Source organism: Pseudoalteromonas sp. KJ63-1 (assembly GCF_055808145.1).
The window spans coordinates 92323-115381 of record NZ_CM147855.1 but is presented as its reverse complement, the minus strand read 5'-3'; the positions used below and the strand labels follow the sequence as shown (position 1 = coordinate 115381).

Sequence of the window (23059 nt, the reverse complement as noted above, 5' to 3'; positions counted from 1 at the left end):
ATAACTTAAAATCTCACTGACGGCTGTAAAAATCAAACTTAACATTATTAAAAAAGCAGTTTATGATTGTTTCAATTTTAGGAATACTGCCTGCACAAGGAAGCCCGTGCCTTTACTTCAAACCCTATTCAAAACCCTCATTTTAAGTATTTTTTGCTTGTTTCATAGCATGCTTATTGCCCGCCCTATTCACTTAGATACATATTCGAGTGAGCAAGGATTATCGCAAAACTCGATTACATGCAGCATCACTGATGAGCAAGGGTTTCATTGGTTTGCCACACAAGGCGGTCTTAATCGCTTTGATGGTTATGAGTTTAAACGCTTCAAGTCTCACCCTACTGAGGCTAGTATTTCAGGAAACTGGGTCACCGATTGCCTTACTGGGGGCCCTCATGCTATCTGGTTTTCTACAGCCAGTAATGGTTTAAACTTACTTGATATTCAAACCGGTCAATTTAAGGTTTTTAATACGCAAACTGAGTTGGCGATTACTGATAACCGTATATGGTCACTGGCGTCAGATAACCTAAATAATATTTGGTTAGGCCATGAACATGGAAAGTTAACACGATTAAATATAGTCAACAATGAAGTTGAGTCATTTAGCTATACTAGCCCCGAGCAAGCTAATACCGTCATACAAGATATCGTAATAGATGCTCAACAGAATATCTGGTTAGCGACCAACGAGGGATTAATTAAATTTAACCCCGAGCTAAAAACGTTTAAACACATAGCAAAGAGCCATAAAAATTTATGGCGGTTACACTTAGATACACAAGGGCAGCTATTACTAGCAAGCAAACAAGGCCTTAGCTTATTTATTCCAACAACAGAGGCTTTTGCGGAGTTTGCTCAATTTGCAGATGTATGGATCACCGATATATTAATTGACGACACCGATACCTTGTGGCTTACAAGTTATGGAAACGGTTTATTTTACAAAACAGAGCAAAGTACATCTAAAAAGAATTTTCAGCACATACCGTACAATAAACAGCAACTAAATGGGCTTGCTAATGATTACCTTTTGTCAGTCTATCAAGACCAGTTCGGTATCATTTGGATTGGTACTGATGGCTATGGCTTGCAACGTTATGATAAAAAGCAAAATCAATTTTCGCATCAACAGCACTTGAGCGATGACGAGACTACTATTAGCCATAATTTTGTTCGCGCTCTACTTAAAGATTCACAAGGTCGGTTATGGGTTGGTACGCGTGATGGCTTAAACAAACAAACCGACACTGGCTTTAAGCGCTATAAAGTTAACTCAAAATTGCAAAGCGGCCTTACTAATAATAATGTATTTAGCCTGCATGAAGATAACCAACAGCGACTTTGGATTGGTACCTATGGCGGTGGGTTACTGCAATACAATCCAGTTGAAGATAATTTTATTGCCTATACAACGCAAAGTCATCAACTTAGCAGCGATCGTGTTTATGCGATAACGAGTGATCCTAAAGGAAATTTATGGCTAGGTAGCAACCAAGGTTTAACACGCTTTAATCCCGACACCTTAGAAGTTCAACATTACAAGCACGACGACTCTGTAAATAGCCTTGCTAACAATACCGTATTTACCGTGCTCTATGATCACAATGCGGATGGATTATGGGTCGGGACGCGTGCAGGTTTAGACTATCTAAGCATAGCGGATGAATCATTTACTCATTACCCCTCGGATCAGACATCGCAGACTGGTTTAAGCCATAATATGGTCACCTCTTTGCACCTGCAAAATAACGATACCCTATGGGTGGGTACCTTTGGTGGCTTAAACCGCCTTGATAAAAAAACACAAAAAATCACTTATATTACCGAACATGATGGATTACTAAACGATAATATTTTTGCCATTAAAGATGATAGACAAGGCTACCTATGGCTAAGCAGTAATCAAGGACTCACTCGCTATAATCCCACTAATCAAGCTATGCAGCATTTTTTACCTCGTGACGGCGTGCAGCATAATTCGTTTATTTTAGGTGCCGCTTTTCAAGCAGCTGATGGTGAGCTATTTTTTGGTGGAATCAATGGCTTTAATCAGTTTAACCCTAGTAAACTGCAACTGAGTATTTCAGCCCCAACCCCAGTATTAACTGAGCTATTAATTTATAACCAAGCAAGTACAACAAAAAACTATCTAACAGATCAAAAACAGCCAGCAAAATTAATAAATCATACTAAAAAACTCTCTTTTCCAACTAGCCAAGGGGTCATTGGCTTTAAATATTCAGCCGTTAATAATGCTTCATCGGCTAATCAATACCAGTATGCTTACAAGCTAAGTGGTTTAGATAAGCAATTTATCTATACCGATGCAAGCCAACGACAAGTTAACTATTCACAGCTAAGTGCAGGTGACTATCAATTACAATTAAAAGTTAGCGATCAATACGGGCAATGGAGCAAAGTTCACACTATGCTAAAGCTGACAGTAACGCCTCCTTGGTGGCAAACGAAATTGGCGTATGCGACTTATTTTATAATAGCTTTGATTATTACATGGTTAATTTTAGCGTCACGCTATCGAGCTAAAACCGCAGAGCAACTCATTCAACAAGAAAGAAAGCTTACTCAACTAAAGACCCAATTTTTAGATAATATTAGCCATGAACTTAAAACGCCACTGAGCTTAATTTTAGCGCCAGTAGAAAACTTACAACAGCAACAACTCGGTGCTCAAGCGCAACATCAAGTTTCTATAATTAAACGCAACGGGCACCGTCTGCTTAATTTAATCAATGAGCTATTACAGCTCAGTCAGCGCCCAAGTGCGACTATAGAGTATGTATCTGCTTATTCTATAAGCCCTTTTATAGCACAAATAGTAGACGACTTTACTATTTTGTTTACTCAAAAAAATATTAGTTTTTCCTTTAAAGACAATACGCAACGTCCTAGTTATATAAATTTAGAAACTAAGCATACTTTATCTATTATTGATAATTTATTGACCAATGCACTTAAATACACCCCATCAGATGGAACCATTAACCTAACGCTTTCTAACACAAACAATAATGTTGTTATAACGGTATCTGATACTGGTATTGGTATCGAAGAACACCAGCAAGCGCTTATTTTTGAACGTTTTACTCGTGTTGCAACACACAACCAAACAGGCAGTGGTATAGGTCTCGCGCTGGTTAAGCAGCTTGTAGAGCAATACGGTGGGCAAATTTCATTAGTCAGTAAAATAAACAAGGGAAGTTGCTTCACAGTCACGTTGCCATTGTGTGAATCAGATAACTTATTAACGGATAAACAATTATCGTCCTCTCAAACTATGCCACTAAAAAACAACAAAAAACTACTCATTGTTGAAGATAACGAAGAAATGCGTGAGTTACTGTTTTCATTGTTTAGTGATAACTACACCTGCCTCACCGCTATCAATGGAGAAGAAGGGCTTATGCTGTGCCAAACTCAAATGCCCGATATAGTACTCAGCGACGTAATGATGCCAACAATGGATGGATATCAGCTTCTAAGCGCTATTCGCTCAGACATTTCAATAAACCACATTCCTGTTTTATTACTCTCTGCCAAAGCAGACAGTCGCAGCAGAATCAAAGGGCTTGATTTGCTGGCCGATGACTACCTGTGTAAACCCTTTGAAGCATCATTATTAAAAAGTCGGATTCATGGCTTATTAGGCATTCGTGATGCGTTAAATAAGCACCTAATAAACCAGTTATCAGCCCAAGCACATGCTGTGACCTTAGATGCGCAAATAGAGCAGAATAAAGATTACACGTTTACTGAGCGCTTAAAAACAATCTTGCGTGACAATTACCAAAATGAACTGTTTAGCGTCGAAGAGTTTGCCAGTGCAATGTGTTTGAGCCCTCGTGCACTGCAATTAAAAATGAAAGCACTTTTTGACATTACACCCAGTGATTACATTCGCAATACCCGCCTAGAATATGCAGCAAAATTATTAACTGATAGCGACTTAACCATAGGTTTAGTTGCAGATAACACCGGCTTTAGTTCTCAAAGTTACTTTGCCCGTTGCTTCAAAGCCAAATATTCACTTACACCAAAACAATACAGAGAAGCGCAAGCATGTAAAAGTAGTTAGCTTCGCATCTGTACTCAAAGCTTTCGCCTGAGTACTATTTTTAAGCTACTGATTTATTTAAATTAACCTTAATTAGCCATTGCTAAAAAATAACTACAAATGTAATTAAGTAGATAAATTAAGGAAAATACTATGCTCTCATCCATACAAAAAACGCTACTTGCCACAGCATTGATAACAAGCTTAAGCGCATGTCAAAGCACTTCAACCAACGTCACTTCAAATAAAAATTCACCTGACATTAATGAAGTAAGTAAACAAAAATACAATGGCCCTAAAGCACGTATCGCCGTGGCGCGTTTCACTGATAAATCAAATAACTCAAGATGGTGGCGAAAAGAAATTGGTGAAGGTATGGCAGATCAACTTACCACCGCCCTTGTTGGCACTAATCGCTTTATTGTATTAGAGCGCCAAGCACTAGACGCTGTGCTTTCGGAGCAAGATTTAGCAGTATCGGGCAGAGTGAGTGCACAATCGGGTGCAGCGTATGGCGAAATTGAAGGCGCTGAGATTGTCGTCGTTGCAGCGGTTACTGAGTTTGATGATGACAGTTCAGGCGCAAGTGTTGGATCGGGCGGTTTTATTGGTGATGTGTTTAGCTCTGTTTCAGCTGGCTTTTCTGGATCGCATATGGCTATTGACCTAAGGTTAATCGATACCCGCACTTCACGTATTTTAGCCGCAACTAGTGTTGAAGGCGGTAGTAAAGATTTTAATTTTACCAGCGCAGCAACAAACTTTGGTGGCGCATTGGTTGGAGGGAGTCTTAGCGGTTGGTCAGATACACCAAAAGAAAAAGCACTACGTGAAGTAATAATTAAAGCCGTTGAATTTTTAGAAACTAAAATCCCAGATACCTATTATCGCTACAACCAAAACAACACGCTTGCTGCAGGCTATACAGCACCACCACCGCCAAAGGTAACTCGTAAAAAAGCGGCACCTGCTGCCGTCGCTGTTGATGTGCCAAATCATAGAATGCCACATTATGAAAAAATGGACTTAGCAATGTCTCGTATGAACTTGGTTTGCTTAGGGTATTTAAAAAACCAACCTAATTATGAAGAATTTGAGACTGAAGACGTAAAATACGACCGCCAAACTGTATTAGCACTGCGCGAATATCAACAAGAAAAGAGCTTAAAAGTGACAGGTCTTGCCGATGAAACAACAAAGAAGTCTTTAGATGACACAAAATGTTTAGCAAAAACTCAAAAATCAGGACTTGAAAGTCTAGGCAGCATGTTTCAATTTAACTAAGCAACACAATTAAATTTCAATCAAGAAAGCGGCTATCCTCAAGCCGCTTTTAATCTACTCGTAATAACTCACCGCAATAAAAATCGCATAACAACCAAATTTGCTCAAATTGATGGGTATTTGGAAAAGCTATTTTTTTGACTGTCGCTTCAAAATCACTTCTGTGCCAAATAGTGCTGGCGTTACGAATTAGCAGCCAGGTACGTTTTGAGTAATAGCGCTTGGTGGCTTTTTGCTTGAGCAATCGTCCTAGTGCGGATTGCAGTCGGTGTTCACTGGGCTGTTGTGCCATGTCAGCTAAGTCACGTTGCATTTGTATCGACAGTGGTCGCCCTAACACAGCCATGGCTTCGGTTTCGCTGGCGTATAAATGCGCTACTTCTATATCGAGTTGCTCATTTGCTTGATAACAACTTACATCGGGTCTATTCGGTTCATTATGCCAAATATGGCGCATATGAATGCCGGTTTGCTGTTCATAGCAACGTAAAAACAACTTAGCTGCATCGTGCTCTAATTGTTGTTTTTCGGCATCACTGCTGCGTTTCATTCAAGACCTTATAAACGTCATTTAACAGCGAGGAGGCGCCAAACCTAAATGTCTCTGGTGCTAAATAATCATGACCCATAACCTCAGTTGCTAACTGCAAATAAGTATTGGCATCACCTGTCGTTTTTACCCCGCCAGCGGCTTTAAAGCCAACTGATTTTGATGAATTTTTAATAGCTTTAAGCATAATTTCAGTTGCTTCAAGCGTGGCATTAACCGCGACTTTACCGGTGCTGGTTTTTACAAAATCTGCTCCCCCTTGAATAGCAAGCTCGGTTGCTTGAGTGATAAGTGCAGGTGTTCTTAGCTCACCGCTTTCAATGATCACTTTAAGTTGAGCGCGACTACCACATGCTTTTTTACTTTCACTCACGTATTCCAGCACGGTATTGGCTTCGCCTTTTATAAGCGCTTTATAAGGAATGACTAAGTCAATTTCATCAGCCCCGCGCTCTATGGCTATTAGCGTTTCATTAAGTACTTCATTGAGTGGCGCATCACCTGTAGGAAAGTTAGTTACTGTAGCCACTTTTACATGATTCAATAAACGATTAGCGAGTGCTATTTTTGCATCATCTACAAATTCACTAAACACACAAACTGCAGCGGGAGTGCCTAACTTAGGATCAATACTGTTTACTAATGCATTAATACTAGCTTGATTATCATCGGTGTTTAAACTGGTTAAATCCATTAAACTAACAACTAGCATGGCGTTTTGAGTATTATTTGTCATTTTATGCCCATGAAATTTTAAAAACCTTAAACTATATAAGCATCATAGCTTAATCTTGCTATAGCTCATAACCAAACACTATAAGCGCGCTTTTTATACTAAACAGCACTCTAATCCTTACTAAATAAGATTTAGACCTAAAAAACACAGTTTATATAACTTTTGAGTATATCAACTAAGATTTAATTATTTTTTACTTATCAATAGCCGCTATATTCTGCCTTTGTGTTAAATACTTTATTATCTTTTTTAGGGGCCTTACTCAGTGCAATATTTACCTATCTTTACCAAACTCGACAACAAGCCAGTATTGGTGGTTGGCGGTGGAGAGGTTGCCTTGCGAAAATGCCGCGCATTTTTGAAAGCGCGTGCTGCTGTAACTTTAGTTGCCCCGTGGTTTTGTGATGAATTAAAAGAACATGCGCACAACAATGAAGTAACTTTAATAGATGCCTATTTTGAAGAGTCACACCTTGATGGCAAAATTTTGATTATTGCTGCCACCGACAATGATGAAGTTAATAATACGGTATTTGAACTCGCCAATGCACGTAATGTGTTTGTGAACGTGGTGGATGATCAACCTAAATGTACCTTTATTTTCCCCTCTATTGTTGATCGCAACCCAATTACCATTGCGATTTCAAGTGCAGGCACAGCACCGGTATTAGCAAGACGTTTACGTGAAAAGCTCGAAACACTTATTCCTCAGCATATTGGCCCTCTCGCCAACTTAGTCGGTGGTTTTCGTCATAAAGTAAAACAACGCTTTAAACACTTCGCCGATCGTCGCCAGTTTTGGGAAGGCGTGTTTGATTCATCAGTAGTGAGTAAAGTCCAAACCGGTGATACCCATGGCGCTGAGCAACAACTAGAGCAAATGCTAGATGCCAAAGTAGAGCCTGAAGGTGAAGTATACGTAGTCGGTGCAGGCCCAGGCGACCCAGAGCTACTTACGCTAAAAGCATTGCAGCTAATGCAACAAGCCGACGTGGTGGTATATGATTACTTGGTTTCTGATGAAATCATGGAATTAGTGCGCCGCGATGCCGATTTAATTTGTGTGGGTAAACGCTTAGGCGATCATAGCGTAGCTCAAGAAGATACCAATAAGATGCTAGTTGATTTAGCGAAGCAAGGTAAAAAAGTATGCCGTATTAAAGGCGGCGACCCGTTTATTTATGGTCGTGGTGGCGAAGAAGTACAAGTACTGTCAGCCAATAACGTAAATTACCAAATAGTGCCAGGTATAACAGCGGCCGCAGGCTGTAGTGCCTATGCAGGTATTCCTTTAACGCATCGCGACCATGCCCAAGCCATTCAATTTGTTACTGGTCACTGTAAAAAGGAAGGCCAAGAGCTTAATTGGCAGTCACTTGCACAAAAAAACCAAACACTGGCTATTTATATGGGGGTGATTAAATCGCCGCATATACAAGCCGAGCTATTAAAACACGGGCGAGAAGCAACAACGCCAGTGGCAATAATTGAAAATGGCACACGCAAAAATCAACGCGTTGTCACAGGACAGTTAGACCAATTAGCGCAGCTAATTGAACAATATGATATTATTTCACCGGCATTACTCATTATTGGTGAAGTGGCTTCGCTGCATAAAGAATTGAACTGGTTTGGCGAAAAAGCACAGATCAGTAGCTTTGCTCAACCACTGACAGACGTAGCGTAGTTTAACAGATTTTAATTTAATCATTTTAGTAGGACGACCAACAATGGCTTTAACTCACCTTCAGCAACTCGAAGCTGAAAGTATCAAAATCATGCGCGAAGTCGCCGCTGAGTTTGAGAACCCAGTTATGCTTTACTCAATCGGTAAAGACTCATCGGTACTTTTGCATTTAGCTCGTAAAGCATTTTACCCTGCGAAAATTCCGTTTCCGTTATTACACGTAGACACCAACTGGAAGTTTCGTGAAATGATTGAGTTTCGCGACCGTTTAGCTAAAGAGTACGGCTTTGATTTAATCGTACACAAAAACCCTGAAGGCATCGAGATGGGTGTAGGCCCGTTTACTCATGGTTCGGGTAAACATACCGATATCATGAAAACTCAAGGGCTAAAGCAAGCGCTGAATAAGTACGGTTTTGATGCCGCATTTGGTGGCGCACGTCGTGATGAAGAGAAATCACGGGCTAAAGAGCGTGTTTACTCATTTCGTGATAAACACCATCGCTGGGATCCTAAAAACCAACGCCCTGAGCTTTGGAATACCTATAACAGCCAAGTAAACCCAGGTGAAAGCATTCGTGTATTCCCACTATCTAACTGGACTGAACTAGATATTTGGCAATACATTTATCAAGAAAACATCGAAATGGTGCCACTATACCTTGCTAAAGAGCGCCCAGTGGTAGAGCGCGATGGTACGCTAATTATGGTTGATGACGATCGCATGCCGCTTAATGAAGGTGAAGTACCGCAAATGAAGTCGGTTCGCTTTAGAACATTAGGCTGTTACCCGCTGACTGGTGCGGTTGAATCTACCGCCAGCAATCTAACCGAAATTATTGAAGAAATGCTGCTTTCATCGTCATCTGAACGCGAAGGTCGAGTGATAGATCATGACTCAGCAGGCTCTATGGAGAAGAAAAAACGTGAGGGGTATTTCTAATGTCTAACCTAAATAACGATACATTTAATGAAGTAAAAGAAATTGGTATAGACGCTTACCTAGCACGTCAACAAGATAAAAGCTTATTGCGTATGCTGACTTGTGGCAGTGTGGATGACGGTAAATCTACCTTAATTGGCCGCCTACTGCACGATAGTCACCAAATTTATGAAGATCAGCTAGCCGCGCTTCACAAAGATAACGAAAAAGTGGGTAACGCCGGTGAAGAGCTTGATTTAGCATTGTTAGTTGATGGTCTACAAGCTGAGCGTGAGCAAGGCATAACAATTGACGTAGCGTACCGTTACTTCTCAACCGCTAAGCGTAAATTTATTATTGCCGACACCCCAGGGCATGAGCAGTACACCCGAAACATGGTTACCGGTGCATCAACCAGTGATGTTGCCATTATCTTAGTGGATGCACGTTATGGTGTGCAGGTACAAACTAAACGACATAGTTTTATTTGTGACTCATTAGGCATTAAGCAGTTTGTGGTTGCGGTTAACAAAATGGATATTGTTGATTTTGACGAAACCGTTTATGAAAAAATTAAAGCTGATTATTTAAAATTTGCCAAGCAACTTAACGTATCAAACATTAAGTTTGTGCCTATGTCGGCACTTAAAGGCGATAACGTAGTAACTCGCTCTGCACATACTCCTTATTACACCGACAAGCCGTTGCTTGAGCTGTTAGAAGACTCACCAGCCGCTGAAATCGACACTGGTTTTGAAGCGCGTCTTCCGGTGCAATACGTGGTACGCCCTAATCTAAACTTCCGTGGTTTTCAAGGCACGCTTACATCAGGTAAATTACGTGTAGGTGATGAGGTGAAGGTACTGCCTTCAGGTAAAAAATCACATATTAAAGAAATTGTGACTTTTGATGGCAACCTCGACACCGCCGAGGCAGGTCAAGCAATTACAGTGACACTTAATACTGAAATAGATATTAGCCGAGGGGACGTTATTGTACCTGCGAATTCGCAAGCGCAAGTAACTAACCAATTACAGGCTAAAATTGTGTGGATGCACGAGTCACCATTGGTGCTCGGTAAAAGTTACAACCTTAAACTTGGCAGCAAAAACACCTCGGCAATGGTCACAAAAATTGACCACACAATTGATGTAAACACGCTAGAGCATGGCAGTGCAGATTCATTGCAGTTAAACGAAATTGCGATTGTGACACTGGAGCTGACCGAGACTGTTTTAGCCGATCAGTACCATCATAATCATGAAACCGGTTCGTTTATTCTTATTGATCGTTTATCAAACTTAACGGTTGCAGCAGGAATGATAGAACAGGTACTGCAAAGTGAAGAAAATGCGGGACAATTCAGCGACTTTGAAGTTGAATTTAATGCCCTTGTACGCAAGCACTTCCCACATTGGCAAGCGCTTGATATTTCAAAGCTATAACGTTAATGAACGCCTGTTAGGAACATTTAAAGCATGGTAGAACAGCTCATTTTAACAGGCATTATGTTGCTTTTAGTCGGGTGCCTATTTGGCACCCGTATTAATCCTGCATGGTTATTTGTAAGTGCCATAGGCACAAGCTACTTAACCGGGTTAATAGATTTAGAAAGCATGCTGGTTAATTACACTAATTCATCATTAATTACTTTAGTGTTATTAATTTTAGTGTCGATAGCGATAGAAAAAACCACACTTATTCAACGCTTAGCTAAATCGTTATCCAGTGGTAGTTTAGTTAAGTCAGTAACTAAGTTAGGGCTGTCTACCGCCTTTTTATCGTCGTTTACTAATAATACCGCGGTAGTTGCCTCATTAATTACCGCCATAAAGGATAACCCAAACCACTCTCCCTCAAAGCTGCTGTTACCCTTGTCGTACACCGCGATTTTAGGGGGGACTATTACGCTTATTGGCACCTCTACTAACTTAATCGTAAATGGCTTTGCAGTAGATGCGGGCATGGCGCCACTGGGCTTTTTTGATTTTACCTTGGTGGGTTTAGGCGCACTTAGTGTGGGCTTAATCACTATTTTAGTGATGCTAAAATGCCTGCCCGACAATGGTAAAAATAGCCAAGAAGTTGTGCCTTTTTATTTAGAAGGGAAAGTACAAAGTGGCTCAAAGCTAATAAATTGTACTGTAGAGGAAAACGGTTTACGCGATCTAAAAGACTTATTTTTGGCTGAAATTATTCGTGATGGCAACCGCATTTGCGCCGTTACCCCCCAACATATTATTCAACAAGACGACATACTGCTGTTTGTTGGCGACATAAAATCGGTGCCTTTGCTTACTCGCTTTGATGGCTTAAAAGTAGTTCACGACAAACACGAAAAAGATATAGAACACCTCGTTGAAGTTGTCGTTAGCCAGTCGTCTAAATTAATTGGCAAAACGGTAAAAGAAGCCCGCTTTAGAGAGCAATTTCATGCTGCCGTTATTGCTATTCGCCGTGGGCATGACCGCTTACAAGGCGGGCTTGGGCAAGTGCGATTACAAGCGGGTGATTCACTCATTCTAGCCCCTGGTAAAAGCTTTTATGACTTAACTAACTTAAAACGCGAGTTTGTGTATATTTCAGGGCTTGATTTACAAACCCACCTCGGTGCAAAGCAATCAAATATTGTGCTGTTAAGCTTTGCGGGTGTGCTGGGGTTAAGTATTTTAGGTGCAGTACCGCTGGTTAAGGGCTTGTTAGTATTACTTATTGGCCTAATGCTGTGTGGTACTATTAAGTTGAGCGAAATAAAGCGTCGCTTTCCTATTGAGTTACTTGCTGTCGTGGGCAGTGCTATAGGTTTAGCTAAGCTGATGATAGGCACTGGCCTTGCTGGGCAAATATCAGATGCCATGTTTATAGTGCTAGGCGACTTTGGCCCTTATGGCGCATTTATCGCTATATTTTTAATGACGGTGTTATTTACTGAATTGATCACTAATAATGCCGCAGCAGCGCTATCGTTTCCGGTTGCCTACTCATTGGCCATTGGTTTTAACGTAGAACCTTTGCCGTTTATTATGGCAGTTGCATTTGGCGCTTCAGCCAGCTTTATTTCACCTTTTGGTTATCAAACTAACTTAATGGTTTACAGCGCAGGGAACTACCGACGAAAAGACTATGTAATGATGGGGCTACCGCTTTCTATTATTTATTCAATCACCGTACTGACTTTGATCCCGCTGGTATTTCCGTTTTAATGCCCGCGCTTATAGCATAAAGAGACACAGCAAATGGATAACAATATTGTTTGGCATAATTACGCCACCACTAAAATTCAGCGCAGCGAACAAAAAAAGCATAAGAGCGCTATTTTATGGTTTACTGGTTTTTCAGGTTCAGGTAAAAGTACCGTTGCGAATGCACTAGAAGCAGCACTCAATCAGCAAGGCGCACACACCTATTTACTTGATGGCGACAATGTACGCCATGGTTTATGTAAAGATTTAGGCTTTAGTGATGCCGATCGCGTTGAAAATATCCGCCGCGTAGGGGAAACCGCCAAGCTAATGGTTGACGCTGGTTTGTTAGTCCTTACTGCGTTTATATCTCCTTTTAAAGCTGAGCGCGATATGGTTCGTGAGTTAGTTGAGGGGGGTGAATTTATCGAAGTATTCATCGACACCCCTCTTGAGGTGTGTGAAAGTCGCGACCCAAAAGGCTTATATAAAAAGGCGCGCGCTGGTGAAATTAAACACTTTACCGGAATTGATTCTACTTACCAGCCGCCGGTTAATCCTGAAATAATTTTAGATACTAGTAAAAACACCCTAGACCAATCGGTAGATCAACTGATAACGTATCTAAAACATCAGCATATACTATAGGCCCATCTAATGAACCAAACTGAACTGCTAGAAGAAACCCTCATTCTCGCTCGCGAAGCAGGAAGCGCGATTATGGGTATTTACAACAAAGACTTTAACGTTGAATACAAAGCTGATGAAAGCCCCGTAACCGACGCCGACTTAGCAGCTCATAAAATCATTAGTGCAGGATTAAAAAAACTCACTCCCGATATTCCTGTATTGAGTGAAGAAAGCGCCGACATTGGTTGGGACGTTCGCCAAACATGGAACAGCTACTGGCTGGTTGACCCAATTGATGGCACCAAAGAATTTATTAAAAAGAACGGCGAGTTTACCGTTAATATTGCCTTAATCGAAAACGGCAAACCAGTTTTAGCTGTGGTTGATGCCCCTGCGCTAGGTGTATCGTACATAGCCGCTGAAGCCATTGGTGCTTTTAAAGATAAAGGCGATGAGCGCATCGAGCTTAAAGTTACCACCAAACCTAACAATGGCCTTATTCGTGTTGTAGGTAGTCGCTCGCACCCCTCTCCCGATTTAGCTGAATTTGTAAGACGCTTTGATGAGGTTGAAATGGTGTCAAAAGGCAGCTCACTTAAACTGTGCTTAGTTGCTGAAGGCAGCGCCGACATTTACCCACGCTTAGGCCCAACCTGTGAATGGGATACCGGCGCAGGCCACGCCATTGCCGAAATAGCCGGCGCTAAAGTAACTAAGCTCGATGGCAGCCCACTTATTTATAACACTAAAGATGAGTACTTGAATCCGTATTTTGTGGTGAGTGCGATAGAAGAGTAAGAGCTACGGGCTGCGGGTTACGGGCTTAGAGTCGCGAGCAGCTCAATGGCAATTTAAACACCGTAGGTTGGGTTGAGTGGAACGAAACCCAACAAGCATCTTAAATTACGGGCTACGGGTTAGGGGTTACGGGCTTAGAGTCGCGAACAGCTCTAAGCACAATCAACATAGTAATCAATACCCATTGTTTATAGTGATTTATGTTGATAAGGTCTTATAAACAACAAAACAAGGATGTGAATATGCAACATAACTATACAGCAATACTCTTCATTTTAATTACTCTATCTGGCTGCTCATCTAAACAGCCTTCAAGAATTATAAACGATGTTACTACAATTAATATCCCTGAACTTAATAAGATCTCAAGAGCCGAAATTGGTGATACTTTGCTCGAAAAAAGTATTGCTTATACTTACGAAGGCTTAGAGCTATTCACTACTATAAGTGATGGTGGCTCTTCTCGTGAATATGTGATGACGCCTCATAAACTCCCATTTATTAAAATCGATAACAAGGGACAAAAATATTATCAAGCATCAGCCAATAACTATTATGTAAACGATATTACTTTTGGTCGGAGAATACCATTATATGGTGAATATTTAATATTAAAGCCAGATGGCTCTTTAGACTTAACAGGTTACTACGATCTTAGTACAGCAGATCCAATTGCAACACCAGACCCAAAGTTTAAAGTTGGTAAGCTTGTTAATATCTCACAACCAAGTTTCAAACAAGAGCTGATCTATAATGGTAAATCTAAAGATACAGTAAAATTTATGTATCGTGAGTTTTCTAAAGACTTTGCTCGCCCTAGCTTTTCTCAAGAAGTTAATTATGACCTTACTGAGAGTAATGTGATTGGCTTTAAAGGGGCACGCATCGAAATATTAAACGCGACTAATACGAAAATTGAATATAAAGCTCTTAAATCTTTCCCAAATAAATAACCGAAAAATCATGCAATGCGGTAATTTTTGAAGTTACCGCATTGACTTAGGGCATAACAAGGCGTTACTTTCAAACAAACTATACTGTGCTTCATGTATATGATTATTTAACTTCTCCTTATTTTCACCGTTTCTTAGAGCCTTCATAACATCTTGATCTTTTAACTCATTAGAAGGTACTTTTTCTAAAAGTATTCGCCTTAGGTAATAAACATCAGAGTGTGTACAACCAACTGATTGTTGATGATCTTTGCTTGAATCGAGCCTTAATTTTCCGTCGCTATCTTTTTTAACATCAAGCATGACTTGCAGATAACTATATATAAACTCAGATTTTATAATGCTACTTTGCTGACTACCTGAGTCCTCTTTACTTAGCTGAGCTATTTCACGTAATACATTGTCTAAATCATCTTCATTACTTTTAATTTTGGATTCTAGATAAGAATCAGCTTTACAATATCTCTCAAAGCAAGTGGGGTTCGCTTCTCGAAGTGCCGTGACCATAAGCAAAGAATAAAAATTAACCTCTCCCATTAATTTTTTAGATTGCCACGCTTGATTAACTCGACGTAGTACTTTCTTAAGCTGGCGAGGAGAATCTATAATTGCAATAACTTGATCTAATTTATTCTTTTCATGGGTGTTGCTATATCTATAAAGAATGATTTTACTATGATTGTTTTTAGCCTCATCAATACTGGCTCTAGTAAAGCTAGCTAGCGTTTTTCTAAAATCATTTTTTGCAATATCTTCTCTATAATCTGTCGCTTTTGAGATCACTTCAAAATCCTCTGGCTTGTCATTACCCATCGCGACGATAAAGTTGATATTACTTAAGTCTTTATTCCTTAACCTATCCAGCAATGCAGCTATTTCATTTAGGCGCTTTTCGTTTTCATCACCCGTACCACGATCAACGTCTTGCAAGGTTATAAGTAATTTATGGTTCGTTACTTCTAATACTTTGTTGAGCTTTAAAAAACGTTCATCGATATCAACTGGCCCTGCGAGTAGTGAGGATAAGAATTTCAACCAATTAGGACCAAATTTCATAGCTTCGGTATAATGTTTAGGTAACGCACGAAAAGCACACATATCAATGTGCTGGCTGATATCATCGATGATATTACTGAGTATCACATGTGCGACACTGCCGCTGGCTGCGCCCCACGTTGATATATCACTGTGTATCCAGCCCCCATCTTGCTTAGGGCTTTTTGCTAACTCACTTACAATACTGTCAACTATACTACTTTTTCCGCAACCATAAGGCCCACATAGCGCTATGTGCTGTGCTCCCCTTTTTCATATCCTTCTGTATCACCGCCTGTCCGAAGCCGCTTAGCAATGCGCGTGGCATAAACCTGCAAGTCAGGCTCTAATTGTTCTATGTTTTTAATAGTGGAATCGTCTTTAAACCAATGTTTAAACTGCTCTAATGTTTTAAAATCATTTGAACTAAGGCTACTCGCACAGTCCAGAGTTGTTTGATTACGATTCCATTTAGCTTTAACCCATCCATTTACATATTTACCTATCAAAAATATTACGGAAAGTATGTAAACATCTACCACTATAAAAAGTGGCCAACTAAAACCTGTATGACTGATATGCAAATATATAAAAACTGCGCTAATTGCAGCTATAAGAGAAAAACATACAACCAAACTAAGGCTAATTTTTTCATTACCTTGTTGATAAGCTGTAATTATGGAAGAGCCTAAAATTAATACGATGAAATACTCAAAACAAGAAGTAGCGGCTATTAACTCTTCTTGGTTTGAAGTGAAGTAAAAAATCGAACCTATAAGAATTATCGACAACCATAAGCTTATCGTTACTGGCGGGTACTTAAAGCTAAACCCAATACTGCGTTTGGCGTGGGAGATATAAAACTTATCCAGCATTAACTTGATGCCAATACCGGCTAGAAAAGCAAAACTATAATGCAGCACAGGGCTTGTATTTAAAATACTGCCCCACTTCATATAAGCTTGCTGTACAAAACCGACTTTGCTTAAAAATACGGTAATTGTTGCAGCGGTAATTGCGCACAATAAAAGAGAAAGCCAGCGTGTGACTGTAATAGGGAGAGTTTTAACCTGTGACAACTTAATATCCTTATCAATACGTTACCTTGCCAGTGTATATCAATTGAACATTATTGAATAAGTAAGTTTAATAAATAAAGCTGCCTCTCTTGGCTTTACTAATCGCATGACGCTATGGCATGTTGGGTTTCGCTTCGCTCTACCCAACCTACGCTTTGATATAAAAATAAAATTTTATTACTTTAGGTCTTATTTTGAGTTTAAGGCTATAGTCAAAAAGAAAGAGCTGTCCCTACTCTTTCTATAACCCTTAACGACTTTGCTGGGCGATAAAAGCAAGCGAGTGTTGATTGAATAAGTCAGGGCGTTCTACGTTACAAACATGGCCGCAATGGTGAATAGTTTGCAATACGCTATTTTTATGGCGCTTTACCATTTCTTTAACCGGGCCAAGGAACATGTGATCTTCTTTACCCATAATGTAAAGAATGGGTATATCAATGTCTTTTTCTTTGAAATACTGCATTAAGGGGTTTACGTCCATGGCTAATTTAAACCATTTTATAAACTCTTTTTGGCACAAGCGTTTTGCTTCACGAACAAACAAAAGTCGAGACTCTTTATGACGCTTTTTCGGCATCATAATAAAAGCAAATAAACGATACAGCCACATGTAAGGCAACAAGTGTTTAAAGGTATTGCCTAAATAAACCAATGTATTACTACGAGTATTAAAACGAGTAACCGCCCCACCTAGCACCATACTAGAAACATATTGCGGGGCAATTTCTGCAATATTTCGAATAAGAATTGTGCCCAATGAAATACCAACAAAATGTGCGCTGGTTATATTGTTATGATCTAACACATCGATAATGTCTTTAGAGACATTATTAAATGAGTAATTATTATCAACAAAGTTTTGTAATAGATCATTCGATTTACCGTGACCACGAAGATCAAGCAACAATACATTATATTCTTTTTTATAAGCTTTAAGCTGACGAAACCAGATTGCCGAACTCCCCCTGCGCCATGCACAAATACTACCCATGTTTTACTGGTTTCGTGCACAAAAATAGTATGGAAAAGAATGTCTTTGCTCATTGCAGTTAGCGGCCTATTTACTTCAGTTGGCTGATTAAATTGTAGAAAGTATAACGGAGTTTAGAAAAAATCTCTTATGAAGTTCCGATTAATGGCTTCAATGTTACAGGATAAAACTCGTTTTGAGTGGTTAGTTATCAATTAACTGGCCAAGAAAGTGGCCAAGTATTTTCAATTCTCATAATCCCCTTACCAACCATTCGCTGGTTAATGCATACCAAGTACACATTGGCTTGAAAATAACTTTTCAGATTGTATGTCCCTCCTTCAATAGCATCTTTGCTGATTATTCACGCATTTCGCAGCATAATCCTGCACTAATTGCGCAGCTTTTAAACACTGTTTCATATTCGTGACAGTCAGTAACTAATAAGCTACAACAATTTTATATCTAAGACATAAAAACACATGAAATGTGTGGTTAAAAACTATATTCTTCGGCGCAATTATTATGATAAATAATGGATACACACACATGACAACATCTCAAGGTGCAACGCTTTCAAATGCACCAGCACAAGACGCACACACGTCTAAATCAAAATGGAACCTGCATGATACGCAGTGGACACTTAGCCTTTTTGGCACCGCAGTGGGTGCTGGTATTTTATTTTTACCGATTAATATTGGTATTGGTGGTTTTTGGCCGCTGATTATTATGGCGTGTTTAGCCTTTCCTATGACCTTTTTGGCGCACCGTGGCTTGGCACGTTTTGTATTATCGTCAAAAAATAAAGAGGCTGACTTTACCGATGTGGTAGAAGAACACTTTGGCGTAAACGCAGGTAGACTGATCTCCTTGTTGTACTTTTTATCGATTTTCCCTATTTTGCTTATTTACGGTGTGGGCTTAACCAATACGGTAGACAGCTTTATGGTCAATCAATTAGGAATGGAGTCGCCTTCACGCGTTGCCTTATCAGGTATCCTAGTTGCGCTAATGATTGGCTTAATGATGGGCGGTGAACGCTTAATGCTGCGCGCCTTTGCTATTTTAGTTTATCCGTTAGTAGGTATTTTATTCTTTTTGTCTTTGTATTTAATCCCAAGCTGGCAAATGCCCGATACAGCCTTGCCTGAGCTAGGTAGCTTTAGTAAAACACTTTGGTTATCAATTCCTATTATTGTATTTTCGTTTAGCCATGCAGCGGCTATTTCAAGCTTTGTTAATAAGCAACGCAGTCACTATGGTGACCTAGCAACGTCTAAGTCAGAGGCGATTTTAAAGCGTACTAGCTTATTACTGATCACCTTTGTTTTGTTATTTGTGTTCTCATGCGTGTTATCGCTTACCGGGGACCAAATGGCTGAAGCAAAAGCGGCAAACGTCTCTGTTTTATCTTACTTAGCTAATATTACAGAAAACTCATTTATTGCAACGCTGGGGCCTTTGGTTGCCTTTATTGCGATTATGTCGTCGTTTTTAGGTCACTTTTTAGGGGCACGCGAAAGCTTTACTGGGTTAGTGACTAAACACTCAAGCATGAGCCCTAAGGTGGCTGACAAAGTGGGGGCGGTACTGATGTTTTTCGCTATTTGGTTCTGCGCGGTTAAAAACCCAAGCATACTAGATATGATGGATCAGTTATCAGGCCCAATCATTGCGATGATTTTATTCATTATGCCAATGATTGCAGTTTACAAAGTGCCTAGCTTACAAAAATACCGTAACCGTTTAAGTACCTTATTTGTACTGGCTGTTGGCTCATTAGCTGTATTTGCGTTACTGTACAGCATGCTTGGCTAAGCAGTATTTATTACAAAAGCCCAGTATTTTGCTGGGCTTTTTTGTGCCTGCGGTTTATCGCAAATGATTTGTTTATATTATTGTTTGTGCAATGTTAGCTTATATATTCGTCTAAAAAACAAGCCAGCCATGCAAAATAATAAATACGTTTTTTTACTCACTTTTATACTCATACTATTTAGCCCTGAAATTAAAGCCGCTGAGCCTCCTACTATTCTATCAATGAAAGAAAGGGCTGCGTTTATCGATAGCATTACCGAAAAACGTATTAAGACTTTATTACCCACATTAATGCAGCAACACAACATAGATATGTGGCTAATGATAAGCCGCGAATATAATGAAGACCCGATATTAAAAACCATGCTGCCTGCTACATGGCTCTCGGCAAGGCGCACCACTATTTTATTATTTGTAGTTAACAAACAAGGCGGTGTTGACGCCTTTGCAATTGCGCCTTACAAAATAGGGAGTGTTTTTAAAAAGGCCTGGGATAAGCAAGCACAGCCTAATCAGTGGCAAGCGCTCAATACGCTTATTGAGCAATACCAACCGCGAAATATTGCTCTCAACACATCTACAGATTGGGCACATGCCGATGGGCTAGTGCTTGGCGATTACACCACTTTAATGGCCAACTTACCTGAGACATATAAAAATAAAATAACCTCAGCCGAGCCGCTGGCTGTTGCGTGGTTAGAGCAACGCATCCCAGAAGAAGTAGAAATGTACAAACACATTGTTGCTATTGCCCATTCTATTATTGCTGATGGATTCTCCGGTAATACTATCACCGTTGGAGAGACAACCAGCGACGATTTAGTGTGGTGGTTTAGAGAGCGCGTAAGGGAGCTTAAGCTACAAACGTGGTTTCACCCTAGTATTGCAATACAACGCGCCGACAGTAAATCGTTCGACCACGAAGACAGTTTTACCAACGGCTATGCCGATAATGTTATTCAAGCAGGCGACTTATTACATGTCGATTTTGGTATTAATTATTTGCGTTTAAATACTGACACTCAACAACACGCTTATGTTTTAAAACCAAACGAAACAAAAGCCCCCGATTACCTTGTTGATGCGTTAAAAAAGGGCAATAAGCTACAAGACATTTTTACGGCTGAATTTACAGCTGGGAAAACAGGTAATCAAGTATTAAAAGCCGCCCGCGAAAAAGCCATTGCACAGGGTTTAAAACCCACTATTTATACTCACCCGCTCGGCTATCATGGTCATGCAGCTGGTACAACACTGGGTATGTGGGATGCTCAGCAAGGTGTGCCGGGTGATGGCGATTACCCGTTGCATTTAAACACGGCGTACTCGATTGAGCTTAACAATGCGGTGTTTATAAAACCGTGGAATAAAGAAATAAGAATAATGCTTGAAGAAGATGCTATGTTTGATGAGACCGGTGTGTGGTACCTCAATGGCCGACAAACCCAGTTATTACTTGTTAAATAGCATTAAACAACACATACAAAAATGGCGCTCAATGAGCGCCATTTTTATTTAATCCAATTGCTATTATTCTGTATCTGGCAGATTACGGCCATAGAATATTTCTTGCATTTCACGCGTCAGTTTTGAACGAATTTCTTCTTCTTCGTCATCTGACAAATCATCTGTAGATAGACCAAATAAATAGGTGTTTAAATCGGTTTCTTTTAACATCATTTTGGTATGGAACAAGTTTTCTTGATACACGTTCACGTCCATCATTTGGTACGCTTCTTTGGTATCTTCTGTCATGAAGTTTTGAATCGAATTAATTGCATGGTCAATGTAATGTTTAACGCCGTTTACATCACGGGTAAAACCACGTACACGGTAATCAATCGTTACTACATCAGACTCAAGACTATGGATTAAGAAGTTTAACGCTTTAAGCGGCGAGATAATGCCACAGGTTGATACTTCAATATCCGCACGGAAAGTACAAATACCATCATCTGGGTGTGCTTCAGGGTATGTGTGAACACAAATGTGGCTTTTATCAAGGTGTGCAACCACTGAGTCAGGTAATGGCCCTGGTGCTTCGTCAGCATCGTAGTTTTGCTGCTCTTCTACAGGCTCTTCTGAAACTAAAATAGTTACACTGGCACCTTGTGGCTCATAATCTTGACGTGCAACATTTAAAATATTGGCACCAATAATATCAACCACATCACCTAAAATGTCGGTTAGTCTATCTGCACTATACTGCTCATCGATATATTCTATATATTCTTTACGTTGTTGCTCTGTTTTAGCATAGCAAATATCGTAAATACTAAAGCTTAGGCTTTTAGTTAAATTATTAAAGCCATGAAGTTTAAGTTTATCGAAGGGTTTGTTCATATAAACCAACCTATAAATTAGTGAAATCTGCACCTGCAGAATGAAAAGTTCGCGGATTTTATACGAATTTCACTCACGGAAAAAGCGTTATTTTCCCTGATCTTCAACAACTTCATGGCTATGGGTAATTTCTACTGTTTTATCAAGCATTAATGCAACTGAGCAATACTTTTCGGCAGAAAGCGAAACCGCTCGCTCTAGGTGTTTTTCAGATACATTCTTACCAGTTACAACAAAGTGTAAATTAATTTTAGTAAACACGCGCGGGGCTGTTTCTGCTCGTTCAGCAGTTAATTGCACATCAACGGATGAGAAGTCTTGTTTGGTTTTTTTAAAATACTTACCACGTCAACCGATGAACAGCCACCCACAGACATAAGCACCATTTCCATCGGACTTGGTGCTGCTCCGTCACTACCTGCATCAAATACCACATTATGATTACTGTTAGAGCGGCCTATATAGGTATTACCTTCAACCCATTTTACATTTGCTTGCATTGTTTTATCCCATGTTTAATTTTGTATTCATTACACGCAGGCTCTCACGCGCATTTAAATTAAATAGCGAATAAAGCGTGGTTTATAAAGGGGGAAATATTAATTAATAGCGTTATCAAATAAGTTTTTAACTAACCCAGCAAACTCATCAATAAAAGCGTGCTGTTCTACTGTAACGGTGTGAGAGGTCACACTACTAAGCACTTCTTGCAAATCGTAAACAATGCCATCAACCTCGCGCACAATTTGACTGCGTTGCTCTGTAGAAAGGTCTGGGTGTTGTTGACAAATGCGTATGACATTTTCGGCAATTACATCTTCAATTAACTCAATAACGGTTGGCGCACCTGGCTTTATTTCACCTGCCTTTTCAAACAACGCTAAGTTCTGAGTTAGGTACATTATTAAATCATCGTACCCTTGCCTGTTTAAAACCATCGTTTATTTACCTCAAAAATACTGATTGCTTAATTTAAGCAGAAAGCACTGAT

General features: G+C 39.9%; 17 protein-coding genes and 2 pseudogenes. 11 read left to right on the top strand and 8 right to left on the bottom strand.

What is annotated here, in order from left to right:
* Positions 1 to 106: 106 nt before the first annotated feature.
* Together AC0L7Q_RS00535 and AC0L7Q_RS00530 are read left to right on the top strand one after the other, a co-directional pair.
* On the top strand, positions 107 to 4096 hold the full coding sequence (locus AC0L7Q_RS00535; RefSeq protein ID WP_409424425.1) for a hybrid sensor histidine kinase/response regulator transcription factor: 3990 nt from the start codon (positions 107 to 109) through the stop codon (positions 4094 to 4096).
* Between the two features lie 132 nt (positions 4097 to 4228).
* Positions 4229 to 5359: a CsgG/HfaB family protein gene (locus tag AC0L7Q_RS00530; RefSeq protein WP_409424424.1), complete on the top strand. Its 1131-nt coding sequence runs from the start codon at positions 4229 to 4231 to the stop codon at positions 5357 to 5359.
* A 49-nt stretch (positions 5360 to 5408) separates the two neighbouring features.
* Here the strand turns inward: AC0L7Q_RS00530 and AC0L7Q_RS00525 are convergent, their stop codons facing one another.
* Together AC0L7Q_RS00525 and deoC are read right to left on the bottom strand one after the other, a co-directional pair.
* Complete coding sequence (locus tag AC0L7Q_RS00525; protein WP_409424423.1) at positions 5409 to 5909, bottom strand: hypothetical protein; 501 nt, start codon at positions 5907 to 5909, stop codon at positions 5409 to 5411.
* On the bottom strand, positions 5893 to 6645 hold the full coding sequence (gene deoC, locus AC0L7Q_RS00520) for a deoxyribose-phosphate aldolase (protein ID WP_409424422.1): 753 nt from the start codon (positions 6643 to 6645) through the stop codon (positions 5893 to 5895). Before deoC ends, AC0L7Q_RS00525 begins: the two co-directional genes overlap by 17 nt.
* 265 nt (positions 6646 to 6910) lie before the next feature.
* Here deoC and cysG point away from each other — a divergent pair, with 265 nt between their 5' ends.
* From cysG to AC0L7Q_RS00485, 7 genes are all read left to right on the top strand, one after another.
* Positions 6911 to 8332, top strand: a complete 1422-nt coding sequence (gene cysG, locus AC0L7Q_RS00515; RefSeq protein WP_413401117.1) for a siroheme synthase CysG — start codon at positions 6911 to 6913, stop codon at positions 8330 to 8332.
* A gap of 43 nt (positions 8333 to 8375) precedes the next feature.
* Positions 8376 to 9275 carry a sulfate adenylyltransferase subunit CysD gene (gene cysD, locus AC0L7Q_RS00510; RefSeq protein ID WP_008108450.1) on the top strand — a complete coding sequence of 300 codons (900 nt, stop codon included), beginning with the start codon at positions 8376 to 8378 and terminating at the stop codon, positions 9273 to 9275.
* Positions 9275 to 10699 (top strand): sulfate adenylyltransferase subunit CysN, encoded by a 1425-nt coding sequence (cysN, locus tag AC0L7Q_RS00505; protein ID WP_413401116.1) that lies wholly within the window; start codon positions 9275 to 9277, stop codon positions 10697 to 10699. The genes cysD and cysN overlap by 1 nt, the downstream gene beginning before the upstream one ends.
* A gap of 33 nt (positions 10700 to 10732) precedes the next feature.
* A complete protein-coding gene (locus AC0L7Q_RS00500; protein ID WP_413401115.1) occupies positions 10733 to 12457 on the top strand; it encodes an SLC13 family permease in 1725 nt (574 codons plus the stop codon).
* 33 nt (positions 12458 to 12490) lie between these two features.
* Entirely contained in the window at positions 12491 to 13084 is a 594-nt protein-coding gene (gene cysC / locus AC0L7Q_RS00495) for an adenylyl-sulfate kinase (RefSeq protein WP_413401114.1), read from the top strand.
* 9 nt (positions 13085 to 13093) lie between these two features.
* The gene (gene cysQ, locus AC0L7Q_RS00490) at positions 13094 to 13864 is read left to right on the top strand and encodes a 3'(2'),5'-bisphosphate nucleotidase CysQ (RefSeq protein WP_413401113.1); all 771 of its coding nucleotides are present in this window, start codon (positions 13094 to 13096) and stop codon (positions 13862 to 13864) included.
* Between the two features lie 242 nt (positions 13865 to 14106).
* Entirely contained in the window at positions 14107 to 14817 is a 711-nt protein-coding gene (locus AC0L7Q_RS00485) for a hypothetical protein (RefSeq protein ID WP_409424415.1), read from the top strand.
* Positions 14818 to 14850: 33 nt separating this feature from the next.
* Here AC0L7Q_RS00485 and AC0L7Q_RS00480 read toward each other — a convergent pair whose 3' ends face one another.
* The 3 genes and pseudogenes from AC0L7Q_RS00480 to AC0L7Q_RS00470 form a co-directional block, all read right to left on the bottom strand.
* On the bottom strand, positions 14851 to 16056 hold the full coding sequence (locus tag AC0L7Q_RS00480) for a hypothetical protein (RefSeq protein ID WP_409425533.1): 1206 nt from the start codon (positions 16054 to 16056) through the stop codon (positions 14851 to 14853).
* A 47-nt stretch (positions 16057 to 16103) separates the two neighbouring features.
* Positions 16104 to 16931: a hypothetical protein gene (locus AC0L7Q_RS00475; RefSeq protein WP_409424414.1), complete on the bottom strand. Its 828-nt coding sequence runs from the start codon at positions 16929 to 16931 to the stop codon at positions 16104 to 16106.
* A 250-nt stretch (positions 16932 to 17181) separates the two neighbouring features.
* Positions 17182 to 17978 (bottom strand): annotated as a pseudogene (locus tag AC0L7Q_RS00470) (alpha/beta fold hydrolase).
* A gap of 475 nt (positions 17979 to 18453) precedes the next feature.
* Between AC0L7Q_RS00470 and AC0L7Q_RS00465 the strand changes: the two are divergent.
* Positions 18454 to 19725: an aromatic amino acid transport family protein gene (locus AC0L7Q_RS00465; RefSeq protein WP_138623552.1), complete on the top strand. Its 1272-nt coding sequence runs from the start codon at positions 18454 to 18456 to the stop codon at positions 19723 to 19725.
* A 129-nt stretch (positions 19726 to 19854) separates the two neighbouring features.
* Positions 19855 to 21192 carry a M24 family metallopeptidase gene (locus AC0L7Q_RS00460; protein ID WP_413401110.1) on the top strand — a complete coding sequence of 446 codons (1338 nt, stop codon included), beginning with the start codon at positions 19855 to 19857 and terminating at the stop codon, positions 21190 to 21192.
* 63 nt (positions 21193 to 21255) lie between these two features.
* Here the strand turns inward: AC0L7Q_RS00460 and speD are convergent, their stop codons facing one another.
* The 3 genes and pseudogenes from speD to AC0L7Q_RS00445 form a co-directional block, all read right to left on the bottom strand.
* On the bottom strand, positions 21256 to 22068 hold the full coding sequence (gene speD, locus AC0L7Q_RS00455) for an adenosylmethionine decarboxylase (RefSeq protein ID WP_010392088.1): 813 nt from the start codon (positions 22066 to 22068) through the stop codon (positions 21256 to 21258).
* Positions 22069 to 22155: 87 nt separating this feature from the next.
* Positions 22156 to 22568: pseudogene (locus AC0L7Q_RS00450) on the bottom strand (OsmC family protein).
* A gap of 99 nt (positions 22569 to 22667) precedes the next feature.
* Positions 22668 to 23006 carry a DUF3802 family protein gene (locus AC0L7Q_RS00445; protein ID WP_178954635.1) on the bottom strand — a complete coding sequence of 113 codons (339 nt, stop codon included), beginning with the start codon at positions 23004 to 23006 and terminating at the stop codon, positions 22668 to 22670.
* Between the last annotated feature and the right edge of the window lie 53 nt (positions 23007 to 23059).

Coding starts and splice junctions, on each gene's coding strand:
- AC0L7Q_RS00530 (WP_409424424.1), top strand. CDS start 4,229: ATGCTCTCATCCATACAAAAAACGCTACTTGCCACAGCATTGATAACA.
- AC0L7Q_RS00525 (WP_409424423.1), bottom strand. CDS start 5,909: ATGAAACGCAGCAGTGATGCCGAAAAACAACAATTAGAGCACGATGCA.
- deoC (WP_409424422.1), bottom strand. CDS start 6,645: ATGACAAATAATACTCAAAACGCCATGCTAGTTGTTAGTTTAATGGAT.
- cysD (WP_008108450.1), top strand. CDS start 8,376: ATGGCTTTAACTCACCTTCAGCAACTCGAAGCTGAAAGTATCAAAATC.
- cysN (WP_413401116.1), top strand. CDS start 9,275: ATGTCTAACCTAAATAACGATACATTTAATGAAGTAAAAGAAATTGGT.
- AC0L7Q_RS00500 (WP_413401115.1), top strand. CDS start 10,733: ATGGTAGAACAGCTCATTTTAACAGGCATTATGTTGCTTTTAGTCGGG.
- cysC (WP_413401114.1), top strand. CDS start 12,491: ATGGATAACAATATTGTTTGGCATAATTACGCCACCACTAAAATTCAG.
- cysQ (WP_413401113.1), top strand. CDS start 13,094: ATGAACCAAACTGAACTGCTAGAAGAAACCCTCATTCTCGCTCGCGAA.
- AC0L7Q_RS00485 (WP_409424415.1), top strand. CDS start 14,107: ATGCAACATAACTATACAGCAATACTCTTCATTTTAATTACTCTATCT.
- AC0L7Q_RS00465 (WP_138623552.1), top strand. CDS start 18,454: ATGACAACATCTCAAGGTGCAACGCTTTCAAATGCACCAGCACAAGAC.
- AC0L7Q_RS00460 (WP_413401110.1), top strand. CDS start 19,855: ATGCAAAATAATAAATACGTTTTTTTACTCACTTTTATACTCATACTA.
- speD (WP_010392088.1), bottom strand. CDS start 22,068: ATGAACAAACCCTTCGATAAACTTAAACTTCATGGCTTTAATAATTTA.
- AC0L7Q_RS00445 (WP_178954635.1), bottom strand. CDS start 23,006: ATGGTTTTAAACAGGCAAGGGTACGATGATTTAATAATGTACCTAACT.